The following is a 22240-nucleotide window of genomic DNA, read 5'->3' as shown; positions in this document are numbered from 1 at the left end:
TAATTTTAAATTTTAAATTCAGGAGACCATGTCTGATCAAAAACCAATAGTTTTACCCAATATTGTTCCGGTTAAAGATTTAGCCGATAAGTTAGATGTGCCGGTAACCAAAATCATTGGGATGCTAATGAAAAACGGCATTATGGCCACCATTAACGAGAATTTGGATTTTGAGACCGCGGCCATTATCTCTGAAGAATTTGGTTTTACCGCCGAACTGGCATCAAAATTAAACACCGAAGCGGTTATAAATGATGAGCAAAGTCTAAAAGAACGCCCTCCGGTGGTTACCATTATGGGACATGTTGATCATGGCAAAACCACGCTTTTAGACACAATCAGAAAATCCAACGTAGTTGCCTCCGAATCCGGTGGCATTACTCAGCATATTGCGGCCTACCAAGTAACGCATAACAAAAAAGTAATTACCTTTTTGGATACACCGGGACACGCCGCATTTACCGCCATGCGCCAGCACGGAGCCAATATTACCGATATTGTGGTTTTGGTAATTGCCGCAGACGATGGCGTTAAGCCGCAAACTATCGAAGCAATAGACCATGCCAAATTAGCCAATGTGCCAATTATTGTGGCCATCACTAAAATGGATCAGCCTGGCGCAAACCCAGACCGCATTAAACAGCAATTAGCCGAGTTAGAGTTAGTGCCAGAAGATTGGGGTGGCCAAACGGTTGTAGTGCCAATTTCGGCTAAAACCAACATGGGCATTGACCAATTATTGGAAATGATTTTGCTGGTGGCGGAAATGAAACACTACCAAGCGTCGTTTGAAGGTGGCGCCAGCGGGGTGGTGGTTGAATCTCATATGCAGATTGGCAAAGGCCCAATGGCCACCGTTTTAGTACAAAACGGGCAATTAAAGAACAGCGATGTCATTACCGTGGGTAAAACTTATGGCAAAATTAGAACGTTGCAAGATTTTAATGGCGAGGCAATAGATAACGCGCTACCCAGCCAGCCGGTGGTTATCTCTGGATTGCGTCAGTTGCCAAACTTTGGTGATCAAATGGTAGTGGTAGATACCGAAAAACAGGCTAAAGACAACGCATTGCGTTTTGCGGCATCTATAAACCTGGGCCGGGTTCACACTATTAACAAATCCGGGTTAGATCAATCTGTTACCGAAGAGCAAATGGAGAGCAAAGAGCTGCCAATTTTGGTCAAAGCAGATGTGCAGGGCTCGCTAGAAGCGGTAAAAACGGTGCTAGAAGATCTAGGAAACAGTGAAGTCAAAATAAATCTGGTTGGCTTAGGTGTTGGGCCGGTCTCTGAATCAGACATCACCAAAAGCCGTGCTTCCAAATCGATTGTGGTGGCGTTTAGAGTGCCGGTTTCGGCCTCAATGCGTCAATTAGCCGACAAAGAAAAAGTTAACATTTCTTCATACGATGTCATTTACGATTTAGTTGAAGATGCCAAAACCGCTTTAAGCAAATTGCTACCGCCAGAAGAAGTGGTGATAGATCACGCGCATTGCAAAGTAATCGCCGTATTTAAGGGAAACACCAAATCTCAAGTAATTGGGGTATTGGTAGAAGATGGCATTCTTAAAATGGGTGAGCAATTTAGAGTGATGCGTAAAAAAGAGCAAATTGGTGAAGGTAAAGTGTTAGGACTACGCCGGGGTAAAGAAGAAGTTAAAGAGATGTTAAGTGGGCAAGAGGCGGGCGTGCAGATACCTGGCGATCTTAAAATTGAGCTCAAAGACGAACTAATTAGCTTTGTAACCGAGGTCCATACACGGACGCTGTAGGTTATTAGGTTATTAGGCTCCGCCCGTAGGGCTACGCCCGGAGGGTTATTAGCTGATTAGGGGTTTTTACAATGTCATTCCCGCGAAGGCGGGAATCCAGTCTATAAAAGAATTACATAGATTCCGGGTCGAGCCCGGAATGACAGCGGATAGTTCTCGCATTCGCTCGAACGAGATCAATCTATCCTCCATCATCAATTTTCTATCCCCTGTCAGTTTGACACCGATCGTTAATTGCATTAGAATATATCTATTATGAACAAAGTTGTTTTTTCAAGCATTGACGTCAAAGCTTATCAAAAAGTTAACCCTAAAAAGGCCAAAACTATTGATCGAGCGGTTAAGCGTGGTCTAAAAGAGTATGAATCAACATTCAAAAAACTCGCCGCCGTCTGAAACGGCTTGGATAAACTCGCAAGATTTCGAATACTTGTGTTTTAATCTCGCTAGAGATCTAATGACTTTCAATCAACCGATTCCCGATTATTCAACTCGGGACGTTTCATTGTTAGAATCCGCGCTCGGACAACCGTCACAATCATTCGGTGGTAAGCTGTTGTATCCAAATCTAGTGGATCAAGCATCGATTTTGTTTTATTCACTAATCAAAAACCATCCGTTCCAAAACGGTAACAAAAGAATTGCTGTGATGGCATTGCTAGTGTTTTTGGCCAACAATGACAAGTGGCTAATCATAAGTGCAGCCGATCTATACGAATTAGCGTATTTGGTGTCTGAATCAAACCCCACTGATCATGACCATGTTTTGTCGCATATTACGCTGACTATTTCTGACCATTTATCAGATTTTGTGAGCAATTAGTTCCACCTTCATTTCTGGATCCCCGAATAGAACGTCGGGACGCTTAGCGTCCCAATGCCCCGCTTAGCGGGGCGGGGATGACAAACACCGGTTTGTCAGTTTGACATAGATGCATTTTTCCTTTAACATAAATGTACACAGAATGAAAAACGCCACTGCTTGGTTCAAAAAAATCTACATTAAATTGCAGATCATTGCCGACACAAAGCGACGACGAATTCGGAGTACTGTCAGCAGTTTTCGCTATCAAATTAAGTATCATTACGGCATCGCGTCTGTGCGTGTGCCCAAGTTTCAAATTAATCGATCTAAGATAAACCTAGATTCGCTACGTGTTTTTAATCGCAAAGCCAACATATCACTAATGGCCGCCGCGCTTATTGGATCTAACTTTATCCATTCATCGGCCACATCTGAAACCAATTTGTATCAATTCTTACCTACCTCGCCCGATGTTACCGCCGCTATTATTACCGATGTTGGTCAGTTCACCCCAACGCTAAACGTTGATCCAACGGAGGTAGCACACTCATTGGCGGGAATTCAAGAGCAAGATTACATTGCCCAAGCGTCCATTTTGGCCATGAGTGCGGACAACCAAAGCCAATACGGTGGTTTTGCTATTAACTACACCGTGCAGCAAGGCGATACCTGGTCTGGCATTGCGGGCAAAAACAACCTTCACACCGCTTCGTTGTTTGCCGCAAACGGCATAGATGAAGCCAAGTTAAAGAAAAATGGTTTACCCAAATTATCTCCGGGTGATGTGATTACGGTCCCAGCTGAAGACATCGATGGCGGGCCAACCAACTGGGTTGCTATTCTAAACGATATCAACAACGCCAAAAAACAGGTTGCATCCGGTAATTCCAGCTCTAGTACCAAAAAGAAAACCACCAGTGTAACCCGAGTTGGTACACGTGATTATAAATCATACCGTGGTTATCCGGGTGGATATTGTACCTCCTACGTAGCGTCACGACGCGCAGTTGGCCGCTGGGGCAACGCGGGGCAGTGGTTATCGGGTGCCAGAGCCGATGGTTACGCCACCGGCCGAACCCCCAAAGCCGGTGCAATTATGGTTACCGGTGAAAGTGGTTGGGGTCACGTGGCTATTGTAGAAAGCGTAAATGGTAGTACAGTAACGGTGAGTGAGGAAAACTACAAAGGCTTTGGCATTATTAGCTCGCGCACTGTCAGTATCAATTCAATTCCATTAAAAGGATTTATTTACTAATGTTTATCGATCAATGTGAAATTAGCGTTCAATCTGGTAATGGCGGCGATGGAGCCGTCTCTTTTCGGCGTGAGAAATATATTCCCAACGGAGGCCCGGATGGGGGTGATGGGGGTAATGGGGGAGACGTGGTTATTGTGGGCAAACGAGATCTACACACGCTAAGCGATTTTAGATCAAAAAAGATGTACGAGGCACAGAACGGTCAAGGCGGAATGGGTAAAAAGATGCACGGTAAAAACGGCGAAGACTGCATTATTCATGTTCCCCTCGGCACAATCATCTCAGTTGTTGACGAAGCATCACGACCTGTCATTCCGGACTTGATCCGGAATCCAGATATAAAAGACATAGAATCCCGCCTGCACGTGAATGACGCTCCTAAAAAATACGAAATCCTAACCGAAGGTCAAACCGAAATCATCGCTAAAGGCGGCCGTGGCGGTTGGGGTAACGCGCACTTTGCTACCAGTATAAAACAAGCTCCGCACTGGGCTAAAACCGGTATGTTGGGCCAGCAATTTAATCTAGACCTAGAGCTGCAACTAATTGCCGATGTTGGTCTGGTTGGCTTGCCAAACGCTGGAAAATCTACCTTTTTATCGGTAACCACCAACGCCCGGCCAAAAATTGCCAACTATCCGTTTACCACCCTAGAGCCAAATCTTGGGGTGGCAGATATTGATGGAAATCACCTGGTTATCGCCGATATCCCCGGAATTATTGAAGGCGCGGCCAGCGGCAAGGGTCTTGGAGTTGAATTTCTGCGTCACATCAACCGCACAAAATTATTATTATTTATTCTAGATGGTACAGACGCAGACGTTAAAGCAAACCTAAAAACTCTCGAAAACGAGGCCAAGCAATTCAACTCCACTTTACTTAAAAAGCCACGCATTGTGGCCATCAACAAAATTGATGCAATTCCGGAAAAAGATCAAAAGAAACTGGCCAAAGAGATGCCAAACGCTATGTTTATCTCTTGCGCCACCGGCTTAGGTCTTACCGAACTCAAACGTCAAATAATCAAAGCAATCAAAATATGAAAAATCATCAAATCGTCTACGCCTTCATTGACAGTCAAAATCTAAACTTAGGCACGGGCAAAGACGTCATTAACCAGCGCGGTAGAAAGATTTACACCGGTTGGCATCTGGATTTCCGCAAATTCCGCGTTTATCTTTCTAATAAATTCCGGGTCTCAAAAGCATTTCTATTCATTGGATACATTGAAGACAACGAGCAACTATACAGCCAACTTAGATCGTTTGGCTACGAATTAGTGTTCAAGCCCACCACCACCGATAGATTAGGCAAAACCAAAGGCAATATAGATGCCGAATTAGTGTTGCACTCGGCGGTGCTGCAATATCCAAATTATGACAAAGCGGTCATTGTCTCTAGTGATGGTGATTTTAGATGTCTGTACGAATATCTAATTGATCAAAATAAATTGCTTAGGGTAGTTATCCCAAACCGCAAATCGGAATCATCATTACTAAAGAAATTTCAATCGTACAAAACCTTTATCGAGAACGAAAAAGCGAAATTAGAATACAAAAAATGAGAGGCGTTACAGGCAACACGTAGTTGCCAGTTCGTTTCTCTCTCGTGATGCACTAATAATAACAGATATGATTTAATTCTGTCAACCCCTTGTCAGATTATATTTTATAAAAGTGCACAGTTATCAAACAGACTTTCTTGTTCGAGCGTAGCGAGAACTAATTTGTAGATAGTTCTCGTCGTTTTCCGAACTCCTCGAACGAGAACACTCATATTGTTGTGAACCGTTACTTTATTTTAGTGGACTTTTATGACAAAAAGTGATTTAATGTACGCGGCAGTACATTCACACCGCGCTTAGATAGCGCAACGGAGGAACCAAGGTGCCAGCGATAAGGCTAAGCGACACGCCAGCCGGCTATGTGACGCGCCGGCCGGATTGTGATGTGCGATGCGTCACCCATCGGGTCCCGCACCAGTTCGATATCAGCGCGTTACTGCGGGTGCTTGGCAATAACGGGGGCGTGCAATATCAGCTGGATCCCAATCAGCTGAGCATATCCGATGATGGTGCTGTCAAACTACCCAGTACGGTGGTATTGATGGTGTCGATGGGGGTGTACGTGGACCTATTGCTACGGTCGGACGCGTATTCCAGACTTGTCCGGCGGATGCTTGAAAATGGTTCGGGTATTGGACTGTGCGAGCCGTTCGAGCAGGCACTGGCTGATCAGCGGCTTGCTCCGACGCAGGCGAACATCAAGTCATGGATCAACTGGGAGCCAGCTACGACAGCTGGTGAATCGTTGCCTTGCGCCTCAGTTGTGCCAGATCTGTCCACGCATTTCATCACCACGGACGACGTGCCCGTTAACCTCGGCGTTCCGGTGGCAGTGCATGGGAATCACATCCCAAAACGCGTCATCCCCGGTGGGCTACTGGAATTCCTTTGGTTTGTCAGGTGCTACGTCACCGGCGTCGTTATTCCGGCAGACGCCAAGGTGATTCTGCCCGGAACCCGCGTTGTAGCCAATCAAGCCAAAGGACAGAACGAGGGGGTGGTGGTTGTGAGGGGTGGTGGCGATCAGCTACTGATGTTGGATATTGCGGACGCCGCCTACTTCACCGAGGGCACATCCCTGTTCACTCTGACCGCGAGCTAACATAGCCCGAATGGCCGGGGCGCATCTGCGCCTCGGCCCTTTTTGTTGCAAAAATGTTGACAAAATTAAAAACTTATGCTAATATATGCCGTGTACGCCTGGATGCAGTACAAAAACCCTACGGAGGACGTAGATGTATCCACTGGTTGTAGCACTTCTGATGGCAACGGGGCAGATTGTTGTCCCGTCGGCTAAGGCGTCTGGCGGTGGTCTGCCAACCGGTTTCTGGACATGCGTCCCGAGCGGGCTGGTCATCACCAGCCAGTCGAAGGAGTTCGCTGACGTCTGGGTCAGCGGGAACACCCTCTACGCAGAGGGGTACTTCCCAAACTTGTCGTCTGCTGTGGCCACGGCCCGATCGACCACCACGTGGTACTGGATTGGCACCGGCACGCCAATGCCGCTCCATGTCACGGCAAGTGGTCGGTGCTCGGGCAACATCCAGGCCGATGACGGATTCGCGTCGTCTGGATGCATGGGCGCTGGGGTTGCGCTAGCCGCGGGGTACACCACCCCGGCGGTACACTCGTACCTGGATGGAAGTACCGCTGACGTGTATATCTACACCAGCGGTACCGTTGTGACGTTCACGATGCAGGTGAACGTCAGAGGCAACTCACACGCTGAGGCCTCCGCCGGCATGTAGCCGGCACCAAGCCTGACAATCGGTCGGGGCGCATCCGCGCCCCGGCCGTTTTCATTACTACCGTGCTTTGGAATATGCAAAAACCATCGACCCCATCACATAAAATATAAATAAGTATTGACAAAACTATAAATAATTACTAAAATACATCCAGTTTAGAAACTGAACAATATAATAATAGTTTTACTTAAGGTTTAGGTTAGAAAAGAAGTATTTCTTGTCTAACCCAAGCCAATAGCAGGCTTGGCTCACAAACATCTGTGAGTTACTCCACAGGGAGGAAGCACATGCCGTACTTGATCGCACCAAGGTTGGTGGCTGACGTACGCCAGGTCGTTCGGGCCGTCGCAGTAGGGGGTGTGGTGTACGCCGTTATTCCCGAGGTGGCGTGCGGCGACGTGACCGAGACGCAGTATCCGGTTGGCGACTTCGGCAACGCGAAGGCCGCCGAGGAAGTGGTCAAGCAGATCGGGCTGTGGGTGATGCAGGGCGCCGGCTGCAGCGTCAGTCTGATCGTCAATGCGGATGGGACCACCGAGCGCGTGGTTCCCGAGTGCATCAAGTCGGGCATTGACGCACTGGCCTTCACGCTGGGAACACTCGGCTACGAGGTCGTCAAGAAGGCCGAGCCCGAGACCGGCGAGCCCGAACCCAAGCCCAAAGAGCCTGGAACCGGCGACACGCTCGAGGAGATCTTCGGTCTGACCCACGAGGTCCCTACCGGCGAACCCGAGCCCGACGACCCGCCAGTCGCAACCGATCAGCTTGGTTTCGCTGGAGGCGCGCCTGGCACAGGCAACCTGGGCGGCCAGACCGACCCCGCGTCGGCGTTGGAGACGCACTAGGCCGTCGTAGACGGAGATGTCCACGTAACCTACCCGCCCCAAGAAGGCCCCAGCACATCCGTGCCCGGGGCCTTTTCTTTATCAATTTATGTTATCCCGGGCACTCCTCGTGTCATTCCCGCCCCGTGGCACAGCACGGGGTAGACTTCGTCTAGAATCTGGCGCCAGCCACCCCGAACGCGCTTCGGGGCAGTCTATGAAAAAGTCTATTTCTGGATCCCCGAATATAATGTCGGGGACGTCTGTCGGACGATTCGGTATTTGTATGGTAGTTTTACGCAAATGATATTATAATAGATGTGTATAATATATAGACTGGAGACAAAATGACCGATCTTGAAATAGCGTTATTCGAAGGCAAGAAAATTAGACGAGTCTGGGATAGTAAGGAATCGGTATGGTATTTCTCAGTGGTTGACGTAGTCGAGACGCTAACTAACAGTGTTAATGCGCGAGACTATTGGTTCAAAATGAAAATCCGTGTAAATTCAGAGGATGGTGTAGAGTTGTCGACACTTTGTCGACAACTGAAACTAGAATCGTCAGATGGAAAAAAATACTTGACGGATTGCGCCACAACCCAGGCTATTCTGCGTATTATTCAGTCGATCCCATCACCTAAAGCAGAACCGTTTAAGCTCTGGTTGTCTAAAGTTGGCTACGAGAGAATCCAAGAAATTCAAGATCCGGAAAAAGCGATAAATCGCGCTAGAGAAAACTGGCAACGATTCGGTCGGAGTGAAAAATGGATTCAACAAAGGATGATGGGGCAAGAAACTAGAAATAAACTAACCGATTACTGGAAAAATAATGGAATAGAAGAGCAAAGCGAATTTGCTATTCTAACAAATGTGATTCATCAAGAATGGAGCGGGCTAACTGTTGGTAAACACAAACAAATTAAAGGACTTTCAAAACAAAATCTGCGTGATCATATGTCTGAAGCCGAGCTAATTTTCACCGCGCTGGCAGAGCTATCTACCCGTAAGATAGCCGAAACAGATAAAGCCACTGGATTTGAGCCAAATAAAATTGCTGGTATAAAAGGCGGTGGTATCGCCAAAAATGCTAGAATTGAGCTAGAACAAGAAACCGGTAAAAAAGTAATTACTAACGAGAACTATTTGCCAAAGAAGAAAGAAATTAAAGATAAGGAATAAAAATGCCAGAGCAATTAAAAATAACTTTTAGCCCGCTAAAGCTAGAAGACATCAAACTACGAACCAAATGGATACAAAATCCCAAAGTCAAAGCCAACTTAGGGTGGCAAATTAGAAACGGCGTAACCCACAAAGACAACGTAAGATGGTTCAACCGCTATCAAAAAAATAAATATGACAAACGCTTCACCGTCAAGGCCAACGGCATTCCGGTTGGTCTAGTTGGATTAACCGGCCAAAATCCGGTAGATAAACACGCCGAACTATTCATCATGATTGGTGAAGATGAATACAGAGGGCTTGGTATTGGCAGAAAAGCCTGCGAATACATCATCAAATACGGTTTTGAAAAGCTCAAACTACACAAAATATTCCTAGCGGTGTACAGCTACAACCTCCCAGCGATCAATCTGTACAAATCGCTTGGGTTTGAGGTAGAAGGCGTGCTTAAGGAACAAGTGTTTTATGATCAAAAATATCAAGACGAAATCCAAATGGGATTAATAAATCCATCTGAAAGGAAGTAAAATGACACAGCAAATATTAGTGATAAATGGTGGGAATGCGTTTGAAACGCACGAGGAATATATTCAAAACCTAAAAAACAGAGAGGTCACACTTGAAAAAATGGTGGCAAAAAGCTGGAAGGACAATTTGGCAGATGCACTAGGTGGCAACTACCAAGTTTTAATTCCAAAAATGCCCAACGCTCGAAATGCGCGATACGCCGAATGGAAAATTATGTTCGAAAAAATTATTCCATTACTAGATGACAACGTAATTATAATTGGGCACTCACTGGGTGGAATATTCACCGCTAAATATCTATCAGAAAATGTTAGCTCAAGAAAAATTAAGGCGGTTTACTTGGTCGCCGCGCCTTACAACACGCCAACCAAACACCCGCTAGTCGATTTTAATATAATCAAATCGCTAGACGGCCTGGCCAAACAGGTTAAAACGATATTTATTTATCAAAGTAAAGATGACAAAGTTGTGCCATTTTCAAATTGCAAAGATTACGTTAAGGAGTTGCTACAAGCAACGCTTAGGGTTTTTGATGACCGAAAGCACTTTGACCAACCCACCTTCCCCGAAATTGTTGAGGATATTCGAGCATTATAGTCATGACAGTTAGGGATATTTGTTGCTTATTTACGTCATTGTATTAGAATTAAAACAGATAATTATGTAAAGATACATTGAAAAATGCGTAAAATTGGAATATACTTAGTCAGATCATTAATCGGAGGATAAATGACCGCAAAACAAGCATCACTGCTTATATCAAATATTAAAATTGCACGAGAAACCATCAAGAAGATGACCTCGTCTCAAAAAAACGACCTCGAGAAATCGTGGGATATTGAACATGCGTACTATTCTAGCACTTTAGAAGGCAGTAAAATTGACCGAAAAGAATTCGATAAACTTGCCACTAAAGTAAGATAAGGCAACTTATGCAATCCAGACCAAAAGATGAAGAGGATCTGGAGCGAAAAGCCGCTGCTGGAGTAATTCATGCAGCCGGTTTTGTGCGAAAATATGCCAGGTCTGACAAGAAAATAAATCTTGAAACCGTAAACGCTATTCATAAAGAGATATGGAAAAATATCTGGCCTGAAATTGCGGGGCAATTCAGAACCGAAGAGGTCAAAATCTCAGGTTCAAAACATCTACCACCGCATCCAACAAAAATACCAGGTCTTATGAAACAAGCCGATGCAGAACTTATTAGTAAAATTAATAACATTGGTCCAGAATGCAAAGGACTAATAATCGGGTTTGATGAGATTAGTAATGAATTGGTAGAATGCATTGACAAAGTAGTCACAGTTGCCGCTTGGATTCATCATAAAATTACATTCATCCACCCATTTTTTGAGGGAAACGGGAGAACTGCTAGGCTAGCTGCTAACTTAATTCTTGAAAGATATGGGCTTGTTGGGATATCGGTTAAGATTGAAAAAGAAAATAAGAATGCGTATCGTAAAGCTTTAGCTCAAATTGACAACAATTCTGATTATGAGCCGTTAAAGAAATTAATATACGAGGGATTAAACGAGCGATACAATGGTGTCCCAATGAAATACTACCCTGCGACACATAAGAAACCGAAAGCACTTTGACCAACCAACTTTCCCCGAAATTGTTGAAGACCTAAAATCGATTTAATTATTATTCCAGACGCTACTCGTGTCATTCCGGACTTGATTGTTCCGTTAGGAACTAACGACTCCGGCCGCAAGGCCGCGAGGAGTATCCGGAACCTATATAAAAGATTTTTGATTTGACTTTTCTTCCACGAGCCAGAGCATATTGACATAGCGCAAAAAAGTGGATATAGTCCGCGGACTCACTTATAATGAAATGTCAGACAGATTAAAAGGAAAGGAAAAAAATGAAAATTAATCCAATTGTTTGGTGTTTTACATGCGGCGCGGCCATCATAATATTCAGTGCTGGCACATCAGCTGGGGAGTTAATATGTAAATGGTGCTATAGCTCAAATTGCAAAATAATTGGGTATTTTGAACATGTTGAGATTGCGCAATACTCAACGCATCACTATGGTGGTGCTCGCATCGCTTCTACATCAGGAATACAGATCTCGGCGTCGCCATCTCCGTCTGGATTTTATGACAACCGACGTAGTTAACCAGAATAAGCTGATTTAACATTCACGAACAAAAAGAGTATATTAAGCTTGAAATGAAATTAACCGATTATCATGCAAAATACTTTGCTTACGAGCTGACCAAGCGCAGCCCGTCAAATAGTCTTGAAAAACTATCTTCTACGCTTTCAAACGCACAGGTTGATCTAAACCCTCACCAGATAGAGGCCGCTCTGTTCGCCTTTAAATCACCCTTATCAAAAGGAGCAATTCTTGCAGACGAGGTTGGTTTGGGGAAAACCATTGAAGCTGGTTTGGTTTTATCTCAAAAGTGGGCTGAACGAAAAAGAAAAATACTTTTAATAGTTCCATCAAGCCTTAGAAAGCAGTGGAACAGTGAGCTCCAAGAAAAATTCTTTCTACCCTCACTAATTCTGGAGACTAAATCATTTAATCAAATCATAAAAGCCGGCAATCTTAATCCCTTCAGCCAAGAAGACGCGATTGTTATTTGCTCATACCATTTTGCCAAAGGTAAATCAGCGTATATCCGCCAGACAACTTTCGACTTGGTAGTAATCGATGAGGCACACCGACTGCGCAATGTCTATAAAACAAGCAACAAAATTGCAAGAGAAATTAAGGACGCAATTCAGGAATATCCCAAATTATTACTTACGGCGACTCCACTCCAAAACTCATTATTAGAGCTATACGGCCTTACCAGTATTATTGATGACCATATCTTCGGTGATCTAGAAAGCTTCAAAGCAAACTACGCTAAAGTATCCCGTGAACAAGATATTTACGATGGGGAGTTAGGTTTAGTAGAGCCAAAGCAGGAAATGTTCGCTGATTTGCGCGCCAGATTGAGACCAATCTGTATCCGCACCTTACGACGTCAGGTTTTGGAATACATAAATTTTCGTGATCGCAAGCCAATCACCCAAGATTACGTGCCTACCGATCAAGAGATTGAGCTATATGATGGTATGTCAGAATATTTACAGCGGCCAAAGCTATACGCGCTCCCATACAGCCAACGTCAACTTATGACGCTAATTTTGCGTAAGCTTCTCGCCTCATCTTCTTTTGCAATTGCCAGCACCTTGAATGGCCTGGTTTATAAACTTGAAAAATTGGAGGAAGAGATCCGAGAAGAGTCCAAGACTATAAATGATGAACTCCCGTTCGATCTTGCTGAAAATTATGAGGCGCTTGCGGATACAGCAGACGAGTGGATTGATGATGAGGAAGATGAGCCTGAGGGTAAAGGAAAAGCTAAGAAGAAATACACGCTTGAAGATATTCCTCATATCAAAACAGAAAAAAAGGATTTGGAAAAGTTTAGAGATTTGGCCAAAGCAATTTTCAAAAATTCCAAAGGAGAATCCCTGCTTATTGCATTAGAAAAAGGTTTTGAAATGACCGCAACGCTTGGAGCCCAGAAAAAAGCGGTAATCTTTACTGAATCTACTATCACTCAAAAATATCTATGGGATTTACTATCAGATATCGGCTACAAAGATAAAATACTGCTATTTAACGGCTCTAATAATGATCAGAAATCCAAAGATATTTACGCTGAATGGCTTAAGAAAAACGCTGATAGTGACAAAATTACAGGGTCAAAGACCGCAGACCTACGTGCAGCTCTGGTAGACTATTTCAAATCTGATGCGGAAATAATGATTGCGACGGAAGCTGCAGCTGAAGGCATTAACCTACAATTCTGTTCACTAGTTATTAATTATGATCTCCCGTGGAACCCGCAAAGAATTGAGCAAAGAATCGGTCGCTGTCATCGTTATGGCCAAAAGCACGATGTGGTTGTGGTAAATTTTGTAAACCGCAAGAACGCTGCCGATCAGCGCGTTTACGAACTTCTTGATCAAAAATTCAAACTTTTTAAAGGGGTATTTGGGGCAAGTGATGAAGTACTTGGAAGTATTGAATCTGGTGTAGATTTTGAAAAACGAATCGCTGCAATATATCAGTCTTGCCGTACAGAGGTAGAGATAAACACTGCTTTTGATGCCCTGCAGACAGAAATGGACGAGTCGATTCAAGAAGGTATGCGTGGCGCTAAAGAAAAGCTTCTGGAGAACTTCGATGCTGATGTTCATGAAAAACTAAAAATCAATTTACGAGAGAGCAAGGCTTTTCTAGAAACATATGAAAAGTGGCTCTGGGATGTTTCACAGCACTATTTAGGAAACAGAGCAATATATGCTGATGGCGAATACTCTTTTACACTAAAAAATAATCCATTCCCCGGTGAAGACATTGAAGAAGGCCCATATAAAATTGGCAAAAATATTGATGACGCGCATATCTATCGCCCAGGCCATCCACTGGCCGAGCATATTTTGCGTGAAGTCAAAGCAATTAATCTACCCAGCGCCGAACTCGTATTCGATTATTCAAACCACGGACAGATTATTACCCCAGTAAGTGAGCTGGTAGGCACTTCTGGTTATCTGCAAGTATCAGAGCTCACCATTGGCTCATTTGAAACCGAAGATAATCTCATATTAACTGCTCTAACGGATGATGGGACTCAAATTGATGAAGATGTGGCGAAAAAGCTATTTTCCTTGAAGGCAGAGGTTGCCCAGAATAATGTAGTAACAGTAAATGCAGAAGTACAACAATTGGAACAGGAAAAGGTAAATGGTCTCACTATTGATATTGCCGAACGTAATGGTGAGTTCTTTGAAGATGAAGTAGACAAGCTCGATAAATGGGCAGAGGATATGAAAAAAAGTTTAGAAATAGAGCTGAAGCGACTCGATATTGATATAAAAACAATGAAGACAAATGCGAAAAAGGTCTTAAATCTAGCAGAAAAAGTTAAACTTCAACGCGAGATTAAAGACACTGAAAAGAAACGGAACAATATGCGCATGAAACTTTATCAATCACAGGATGAGGTTGAAACCAAAAAAGAGGGGCTTCTTGAAAGAGTAGAAGCTCAACTTAAGCAGAAAACAACGCTCACGCCCTTATTTTCCATCCGGTTTAAGGTAATATAAAGCTATGACAAACAACAAACAAAAACTAGAACTAACCTGGATTGGGAAAAATAATCCCGAGTACGATATTGCTAACATCGAGCCAAGAATCTTAGAAGAAAACCCTGAGCTTTCAAATTGTGCCAATGATCCAAATACCGAGAATATGATTATTCACGGGGATAATCTTCTCGCACTAAAAGCTCTACTCCCTGAATATGAGGGTAAAATAAAATGTATATATATTGATCCGCCATATAACACCGGTAACGCATTTGAGTACTACGATGACAGCGTAGAGCATAGTACTTGGCTATCCTTGATGAAACCAAGGCTAGAATTATTGAGGATGCTTCTTAAAGAAGATGGAATTATTTTTATTCAAATTGATGATGTTGAGCAACCGTATCTTAGGGTATTAATGGATGAAGTTTTTGGAAGAAATAACTTTATCAATACTATCTCGGTGAATTCAAAAGTTAGTGCCGGTGCCAGTGGGGGCGGTGAAGATATAAGGCTAAAGAAGAACATTGAATATATATTAGTATATTGCAAAGAAACAAATTCTTTTTTGCCGTTTGAACCTGTTTATAAGGAAACAGAGCTGATGAGTTATATTGCTCGAATGAAAGATGACGAAAAAAGTTTTAAATACACCTCCGTACTTTATAAGATTGATAATGTCGTTCCGTATAAAATCATTAAGGACGGAAGCGGCGATGATATAGTAATATCCGAAGTTAAAAGTTACGACATAAAAAGCGTAAAACAAATAGCTCAGCTTGAAGGCATTTCTGAGAATGAAGTGTATATAAAATATTTTGACAAAATAATTACCACAACAAATGCTCAAACATCGATCAGAACCAGAGTTTGGGATGCTACGGATAGTGAAAATAATATGTTCATTGCTTCTTATAGCCCCAAGTCCGGAAGAAATAAAGATAATAAAATAGATATTATTTTTATGGGAAAACAAAAAGTTCTTGTGATTTGGCTCAAAGATACCGCAACACTTTTAAAAGGAAAGATATACAAAAAGGAAAAAATTGGTACCTACTGGGATGGTTTTAGCTGGATTAATGTTACAAAAGAAGGCGGGGTACTTTTCCCAAACGGTAAAAAGCCGGAATCACTGCTACAGAGAATAATACGAATGTCTACAAATGAGGATGATATCGTACTAGATTCTTTCCTGGGCTCTGGTACAACATGCGCTGTCGCACATAAAATGAGACGTAGATATCTTGGAATTGAAATGGGCGATCATGCATTCACACACTGCAAGGTAAGATTAGATAAGGTCATTAGCGGTCTAGATCAAGGTGGTATCAGTAAAACCTTAGAATGGCAAGGTGGAGGTGCATACAAATTCTATGAGTTAGCCCCAAGTTTTATCATCAAAGATGAGTTTGGTAACCCAATAATTGACGATTATTACAACGATACAAAGCTTATTAAAGCCATGTGCAAGCTGATGAATTTCACTTATCAGCCAAGCCAAACTGAATATTGGAAACACGGTATGGGCCAAGGTAAGAACTACCTTTATGTCACAACCCAACTCTTAACATGCGGAATGGTTCAACAGATTGTGGGCCATCTTTCCGATGGCGAATCATTGATTATTTGTCCCAAGAAGTTTGAGCCCGGCGCGGAAAAAATTGATAGTCGAATTACGATCAAGAAGATTCCACAATCAGTGCTGAAAGCCTGTCATTTTGGCAAGAAAGAATACTTACTGCCAATTAAGGAAACAGCTATGGAAGAATTAGAAAATGATGAGGAAAGCGACTAGGCCATGACTCCACAAGAAGCACTTGTATATATCAACAATGCAATGAGCCTGCGCGATCCGCAGCTCAAAAGTTTAGAGATATTTGCTAATTACTTACAATCAGAAGCTGGGCAAAGGGTGTTAGCCCGCATGAAGAAAACGAATCGAGGCGATACTGCTGAAATATTGGAAACAAGCAGAGAATATTTTAGCACTGTCCCTGAAGCGCGCGGGTTTGAGGAATTTGAGCGAAAATTCCCCGCTTACACTTTCGCTCTGGCCACTGGAGTGGGTAAAACCAGATTAATGGGTGCTTTTGTAGCGTATTTATACTTGGTTTATAACATCCAGCACTTTTTGATAGTTGCCCCCAACCTAACTATCTACCGAAAGCTATTTGATGATTTTAGTAAAGCAAATAACCCAAAGTATGTTTTCAAAGGTATCCAAGAGATAAATATCAACACAGCCAAGGTAATTACAGTTGATAACTATACAAAACAGCGCGGGTACACTCTTTTTGGCAACCAGATTGAGATAAATATCTTTAATGTTCAGCAGTTTGCCCAGAGAGACATGACCAATGAACGAGGTATAACGAAAGCTTGGGAAACAGCTGGCGAGTCGTATTTTGATTACCTTAAGGAACACGACGATTTAGTGGTCATGCTTGATGAAGCCCATCATTACCACGCTGATGCCGCGCTTGGGGCACTTGATATACTCGATCCTCTATTTGGCTTGGAGATGACTGCAACGCCTTATTTGGGCACTCAAGGCACAGGCAGAAATGCAACTCAGACCAGAATGAAAAATGTTTTGTATTCATATAATCTTGGTGATGCCATTCGAGGTAAACTAGTTAAGGATCCGTGGATCGGTACTGAAGCTGATGTGGATTTCAGCCAATTTGATCCGGATTCGATTGATACTGATGCCCGTAAATTACAACTAGCCGCCTTTTTTCACGAACGAGCTAAGAATGCCTTAAAAGAATATGCGCTAGAAAACAATAGATCGGTTGTAAAGCCAGTTATGCTGGTTGTGGCTAAAGACACAACGCATGCAGGAGAGCTAAGAAACCTGATTGAAAGTGAGAACTTCCGTGCCGGAGAGTTTGCCGGAAAAGTAATTGAAATACATACAAGACTTCGCGGGGATGAGGCTGATGAAAATATTGAGAAACTAATCTCTCTTGAGCATCCCGACAATCCGATTGAGATTGTGATTCATGTCAACATGCTTAAAGAGGGCTGGGATGTTACAAACGTCTATACCATCGCGCCCCTACGTGAATCAGCCGCTGCAATTCTAACTGAGCAAACCATTGGGCGCGGTTTGCGATTGCCTTACGGAGAACGAACCGGCGTTCCTTTGGTGGATAGATTAGTGCTTGTTGCCCATGAACAGTATTCTAAAGTAGTTGCGCTTGCTAAAGATTCACCACTTATTCAAGGACAGGTAGAGCAGATATCTGAACGCGAGGCAAAAGAGGTTAAAGTATTAGCCGAAGTCCAACCGGTGATTCTTGATGTTCTAATGAGGGAGATAACCCAAAATAATTTGGTGATGCGGGCAGTAGACGAGAAGGTTGAAGCGATTGTTGCTAGCTTCCCTCAAAGTGAAAGTATGGATGAATCTGTCAGAGAAAGATTCGCCGAGGCTAAGAAAGATGAAATTGTTGGCGGGTTGACTAGAGAGACGATCAAGAGCCTCACATTTTCTAATTATTACGGTCAGGAATCTGGTGCGCCCACAGAGATCTCATTTGGCCCCGATACTCTGTTTGGTTCTTTCAGCGATGAGGTAAAAGATGAACTTTCTAAGATTGCAAAAGAATCTGCCGCAACAATGGAAAAAAGAAATATACCCATTCCGCGCCTAATTCTCACTCCACATTTTGGAGAGCTATCCATTGAACATTTTGACTTAGATACAAGTTTTGGAATGTTGCGTACCTATACCAACGAACGGGCTATTCTTGAAGAGCAACTACAGAATGAGCATGAGGAAAACCTATTCGGAGAAGAAGTCCCTGGTCGCAGGGTGAGCGAGGTGACGAGAATCAGTAGTTTTGGAGCGCATTATAGGCAATCCCCACAAAGCACGATAATCGCTGCACTATTGGACTTTCCGTTGGTTGATTATGATGACCCAGCTCAAAAACCATTACTTCTCAAGTTGGCGGAACAAGCAGTGGTATATTACCGTAAAAAGGCAATCGACGAGGATAATTTGGCCTTAATAATTGAAAGTAACGCACGTTCAATCGCCGAGGATATCTATAAGCAGATTTTAGAACATAAGGAGCTAAAGTCTGAAGGATATCTTGAATCGGATATACGAGAACCAAAACCATATCTGGAACAGTACAATATTTCCGAATCTTTTGATGAAAAGGTTGTTTTTCTTGATTCGCAGGTGGATACATTTAACGCCAAACTGCTTTATGGCAAGTTTCAAAAAGCCTGTCATTCTAAATATCGATTTGATTCCTCGGACGAAGTTCGCTTAGCGTATCTTCTAGAAAGGGATGGATCTGTCATAGATTGGCTTCGACCGGCACCCAATCAGTTTGAAGGCTTATACTGGCGTGACGAAAACGGTGAATCGCAACATAGATATGAACCAGATTTTGTAGTCGAATTGGAGCATGAAATTGTAATGGTTGAAGTGAAACCAGAAAGTGAAATACTGGCCCATAATGTTCAAGAGAAAAAGAAGACAGCTGAGAAGTATTGTGATCTGGTTTCGAGAAATATTGGATCTAATGGCATTATAAAACCATGGAGATACATTATTGTCCCGACTGATAGGATAACGGTTCACTCAACAGTGCCCGGACTATTAAGGATTACTAATGCGTAACAATCCTCGCGGTTCAATATGGGCAAGGTGGGATCTACATGTTCATACAAAAGATACTGCTAAAAATGATAGGTTTACAAGTCAATCCTTCGGCCAGTTTTGCACGACTCTATTAAGGGAAGCGTTATCAAAAGAAATCGTCGTAATTGGAATTACTGACTATTTTAATATTGATAACTACAAAAAGGTTAAAGAGTTCGTCGATAATATTGACAGTTTCCATGAAACAAACGAATCTGGCGAGCCTGTATTCTTACCAGAGGAAAAAGTGAAGATCAAAGAAATATTTATTATACCAAACATCGAGTTGCGAATGATGCCCTCTACAGATCATGGGCGGCTCGTGAATATACACTGTATACTTAATCCTGATTTTGTTGCAAATATAGACAACGATCTATTTAATTCTATAGAGTATGCTGCTGAGCCTGGCCGAAAGTTCAAAATGAATCAAGCTGGGTTTATAGGGTTGGGAAAATTTATCGATTCAAACTTAAGTGATGTAGCCGCTTACAAAAAAGGGATAGATTCGTTTGTCGTCGATCACAGCCAATTACATGCCCTTTATGAAGCTAACGCCAACTTCCGCGAGAAGGTAATTATTGTAGTTAGTAATTCCTGTGTAGATGGTGCTTCGGGTTTACAAAAACATTACGATCTATTTGAAAATGATGCTGCAAGCCAACTCGATGCTGTAAGAAAATCTATTTATACTATTTCTAATGCAATCTTTTCCGGCAATCCTGAAGATAGACGATACTTTCTGGGAGAAAAAACCGATGACAGGGAAACAGTTATTAGTAAATGCGGATCATTAAAACCTTGCGTTCACGGATGCGATGCCCATACGGAAGCAAAATTATTTAATCCAGATAATAATCTATTTTGCTGGATAAAAGCGGATACAAGTTTTGAAGGTTTAAAACAGGTTTTATGGGAACCAAAGGATAGAGTACGAATCCAGGAAAGAAATCCTGGCGATAGTAAGTCAGGGCGGATAATAATTGATAGAGCTACATACAAGAACGCTGATCAACAGGACAAAACTGTTGTGTTTAACCAGGATCTTAACTCAATCATCGGTGTTCGCGGTAGCGGGAAGTCTACGTTGCTAAGAAATATCGCGCATAATGTCGATCCAGCACAATTTACTGAAAAAGATAAGCCCGCCAATCTGTATCCATTAGATTCGGTGAAAGTTATATGGGTTGATGGGCAGGAAGATCATGGTAGCAATGACAGCCCAAAAAGCGTTTTTTATATACCCCAAAATTATTTGAGTTCCTTAGCGTATGACGATGGGGATAAAGCGGCAGAAAGGGATCAGTTCTTAACCCGATTACTTAAAAAGCATTCATTGTTTGCGAATGCGATTCAAGTTTACGAAGAGTTAACTTCAAATAACAAAGTTAAAGCAGAGGCATTAATTGAAAGCTTGCTATCAGCCAAATCTACTAATAACGAAACCGCACTTCTTATAAGAAAACAAGGATCGAAAATTGAGATTGAAAAAGAAATTGCAAATAAAAATGTTGAAATTAAAAAATATAAGGTCTCAGGTAGCACATCTATATCTGATGAGGAAATTAAAGAATACTCGGATGCTAAGAGCCTCATTGCTGATAATCAGAAATTCCTTCTGCTGCTGTCTCAGGACAAAACAATCCTTGAGACTCTTGATAAGACGGGCGCAGGAGTCTATGTATCAAACCAGGAATTTAGCAGACTCTCACTCGAGAGACAGAAATTAATTCGCGATGAATTGGTCAGAAAAGGAAAAGAAAGTTTGAGTGTTCTAATAAAAGCAGAGATTGATAGTATTAAAACTGAAATTAACAGTTGCGAAACAGTTATCAAGGAGAATAGCGCGATCGTTAGTACACTCAATGAGAAAATCAAACTAAATACGGCCCTCGAGACATTGACTAAGGAGCTAGCAGGACTTCAGGATACGATTAAAAAAATTGATGAACTTACAAAGATTCTTCAACAATCAGACGTACAGCAAAAAGAGGCAATCGATTCCTTAATCAACATATACAAAGAGTATGATTATCAGCGTAAAACAGTATTTGAAACCGTGCGGTTTGATGACCTATTTACATTCCTGAATATTGATATTGTCACAGAATATAATAGCGAAGATCTAAAGAGGTTCGTGGAGCGAAACATTAACACCCGTGACACAGACGCAAGCTTAAAGCAGGAACCAGATATTACTCAATTCTTTGGTGAGAGTACTGCTCAGTTAAGTAATGATACTCTTAGGAAAGTAATAGTTAATCTCGTGAATAACAAGATTAAAATCAAGGTTGACGCATCTGATGTTTCACAGGTAATTTCCCAATTAATAAAGAACCGATACGAGATTGATTATCTTAACTCGGTAAAAACCAAGGAGAATGACACGGCTTTTAAGGATATGACAGGAGGGCAAAAAGCAATTGCCTTGCTCGAGTTGGTATTTAGATTTGATGACGAAAAGTATCCTATATTAATAGATCAGCCTGAAGATGACTTAGACGTTGGTGGCGTAGCGACTGACCTTGTCAACTTTATAAAGTCCGAAAAGGAGGATAGGCAAATTATTATTGTTTCTCATAACGGAAGTTTGGTTGTTTGTGCTGATTCAGAAGAGGTGTTGGTATCAAGTAATTCAAGACATAGCGCGGGAAAATATAACTTTGATTACCTAACCGGTTCTATTGAAAATATAGAAATCAGAGACAGGATAATTGATGTGCTCGAGGGTGGTAAAGAGGCGTTGCGGCAGAGAGCCAGGAAATTAGATTTTAAGAAAGAATTATAAA

The 22240-nt window shown here is 42.5% G+C and carries 19 protein-coding genes; all 19 read left to right on the top strand.

Annotated features, from left to right (window positions below; translation table 11 throughout):
• The first annotated feature begins 28 nt into the window (after positions 1 to 28).
• The 19 genes from infB to WC773_01470 all read left to right on the top strand — a co-directional run bounded on the left by infB (position 29) and on the right by WC773_01470 (position 22239).
• Positions 29 to 1774 carry a translation initiation factor IF-2 gene (gene infB, locus WC773_01560; GenBank protein ID MFA6082089.1) on the top strand — a complete coding sequence of 582 codons (1746 nt, stop codon included), beginning with the start codon at positions 29 to 31 and terminating at the stop codon, positions 1772 to 1774.
• 255 nt (positions 1775 to 2029) lie between these two features.
• Positions 2030 to 2170, top strand: a complete 141-nt coding sequence (locus WC773_01555) for a hypothetical protein (protein MFA6082088.1) — start codon at positions 2030 to 2032, stop codon at positions 2168 to 2170.
• Between the two features lie 61 nt (positions 2171 to 2231).
• On the top strand, positions 2232 to 2597 hold the full coding sequence (locus WC773_01550) for a type II toxin-antitoxin system death-on-curing family toxin (protein ID MFA6082087.1): 366 nt from the start codon (positions 2232 to 2234) through the stop codon (positions 2595 to 2597).
• 142 nt (positions 2598 to 2739) lie between these two features.
• Positions 2740 to 3834, top strand: coding sequence for a CHAP domain-containing protein (locus WC773_01545; GenBank protein MFA6082086.1), 1095 nt, complete (start codon positions 2740 to 2742; stop codon positions 3832 to 3834).
• Positions 3834 to 4880, top strand: coding sequence for a GTPase ObgE (gene obgE, locus WC773_01540; protein MFA6082085.1), 1047 nt, complete (start codon positions 3834 to 3836; stop codon positions 4878 to 4880). The genes WC773_01545 and obgE overlap by 1 nt, the downstream gene beginning before the upstream one ends.
• On the top strand, positions 4877 to 5401 hold the full coding sequence (locus tag WC773_01535) for an NYN domain-containing protein (GenBank protein ID MFA6082084.1): 525 nt from the start codon (positions 4877 to 4879) through the stop codon (positions 5399 to 5401). The genes obgE and WC773_01535 overlap by 4 nt, the downstream gene beginning before the upstream one ends.
• A gap of 745 nt (positions 5402 to 6146) precedes the next feature.
• The gene (locus tag WC773_01530) at positions 6147 to 6503 is read left to right on the top strand and encodes a hypothetical protein (GenBank protein MFA6082083.1); all 357 of its coding nucleotides are present in this window, start codon (positions 6147 to 6149) and stop codon (positions 6501 to 6503) included.
• Positions 6504 to 6636: 133 nt separating this feature from the next.
• The gene (locus WC773_01525) at positions 6637 to 7149 is read left to right on the top strand and encodes a hypothetical protein (protein ID MFA6082082.1); all 513 of its coding nucleotides are present in this window, start codon (positions 6637 to 6639) and stop codon (positions 7147 to 7149) included.
• Positions 7150 to 7511: 362 nt separating this feature from the next.
• Positions 7512 to 7994 carry a hypothetical protein gene (locus tag WC773_01520; protein MFA6082081.1) on the top strand — a complete coding sequence of 161 codons (483 nt, stop codon included), beginning with the start codon at positions 7512 to 7514 and terminating at the stop codon, positions 7992 to 7994.
• A 326-nt stretch (positions 7995 to 8320) separates the two neighbouring features.
• The gene (locus tag WC773_01515) at positions 8321 to 9154 is read left to right on the top strand and encodes a Bro-N domain-containing protein (GenBank protein ID MFA6082080.1); all 834 of its coding nucleotides are present in this window, start codon (positions 8321 to 8323) and stop codon (positions 9152 to 9154) included.
• Positions 9155 to 9156: 2 nt separating this feature from the next.
• Positions 9157 to 9681 (top strand): GNAT family protein, encoded by a 525-nt coding sequence (locus tag WC773_01510; GenBank protein MFA6082079.1) that lies wholly within the window; start codon positions 9157 to 9159, stop codon positions 9679 to 9681.
• Between the two features lies 1 nt (position 9682).
• A complete protein-coding gene (locus tag WC773_01505; GenBank protein ID MFA6082078.1) occupies positions 9683 to 10279 on the top strand; it encodes an alpha/beta hydrolase in 597 nt (198 codons plus the stop codon).
• A 132-nt stretch (positions 10280 to 10411) separates the two neighbouring features.
• Complete coding sequence (locus WC773_01500) at positions 10412 to 10606, top strand: hypothetical protein (GenBank protein ID MFA6082077.1); 195 nt, start codon at positions 10412 to 10414, stop codon at positions 10604 to 10606.
• An 8-nt stretch (positions 10607 to 10614) separates the two neighbouring features.
• Positions 10615 to 11283, top strand: coding sequence for a Fic family protein (locus tag WC773_01495; protein MFA6082076.1), 669 nt, complete (start codon positions 10615 to 10617; stop codon positions 11281 to 11283).
• 272 nt (positions 11284 to 11555) lie between these two features.
• On the top strand, positions 11556 to 11813 hold the full coding sequence (locus WC773_01490; GenBank protein ID MFA6082075.1) for a hypothetical protein: 258 nt from the start codon (positions 11556 to 11558) through the stop codon (positions 11811 to 11813).
• A gap of 53 nt (positions 11814 to 11866) precedes the next feature.
• Positions 11867 to 14806: an SNF2-related protein gene (locus WC773_01485; GenBank protein MFA6082074.1), complete on the top strand. Its 2940-nt coding sequence runs from the start codon at positions 11867 to 11869 to the stop codon at positions 14804 to 14806.
• A 4-nt stretch (positions 14807 to 14810) separates the two neighbouring features.
• The gene (locus WC773_01480) at positions 14811 to 16583 is read left to right on the top strand and encodes a site-specific DNA-methyltransferase (GenBank protein MFA6082073.1); all 1773 of its coding nucleotides are present in this window, start codon (positions 14811 to 14813) and stop codon (positions 16581 to 16583) included.
• A 3-nt stretch (positions 16584 to 16586) separates the two neighbouring features.
• Positions 16587 to 19430 carry a DEAD/DEAH box helicase family protein gene (locus WC773_01475; protein ID MFA6082072.1) on the top strand — a complete coding sequence of 948 codons (2844 nt, stop codon included), beginning with the start codon at positions 16587 to 16589 and terminating at the stop codon, positions 19428 to 19430.
• A complete protein-coding gene (locus WC773_01470; GenBank protein MFA6082071.1) occupies positions 19423 to 22239 on the top strand; it encodes a hypothetical protein in 2817 nt (938 codons plus the stop codon). The genes WC773_01475 and WC773_01470 overlap by 8 nt, the downstream gene beginning before the upstream one ends.
• The last annotated feature ends 1 nt before the right edge of the window (position 22240 follow it).

Source organism: Patescibacteria group bacterium (assembly GCA_041660565.1).
Lineage (GTDB): Bacteria > Patescibacteriota > UBA1384 > CAJBMM01 > CAJBMM01 > JBAZWC01.
The sequence above is the reverse complement of the archived record's forward strand: the minus strand, read 5'-3'. Positions and strand labels throughout refer to the sequence as shown.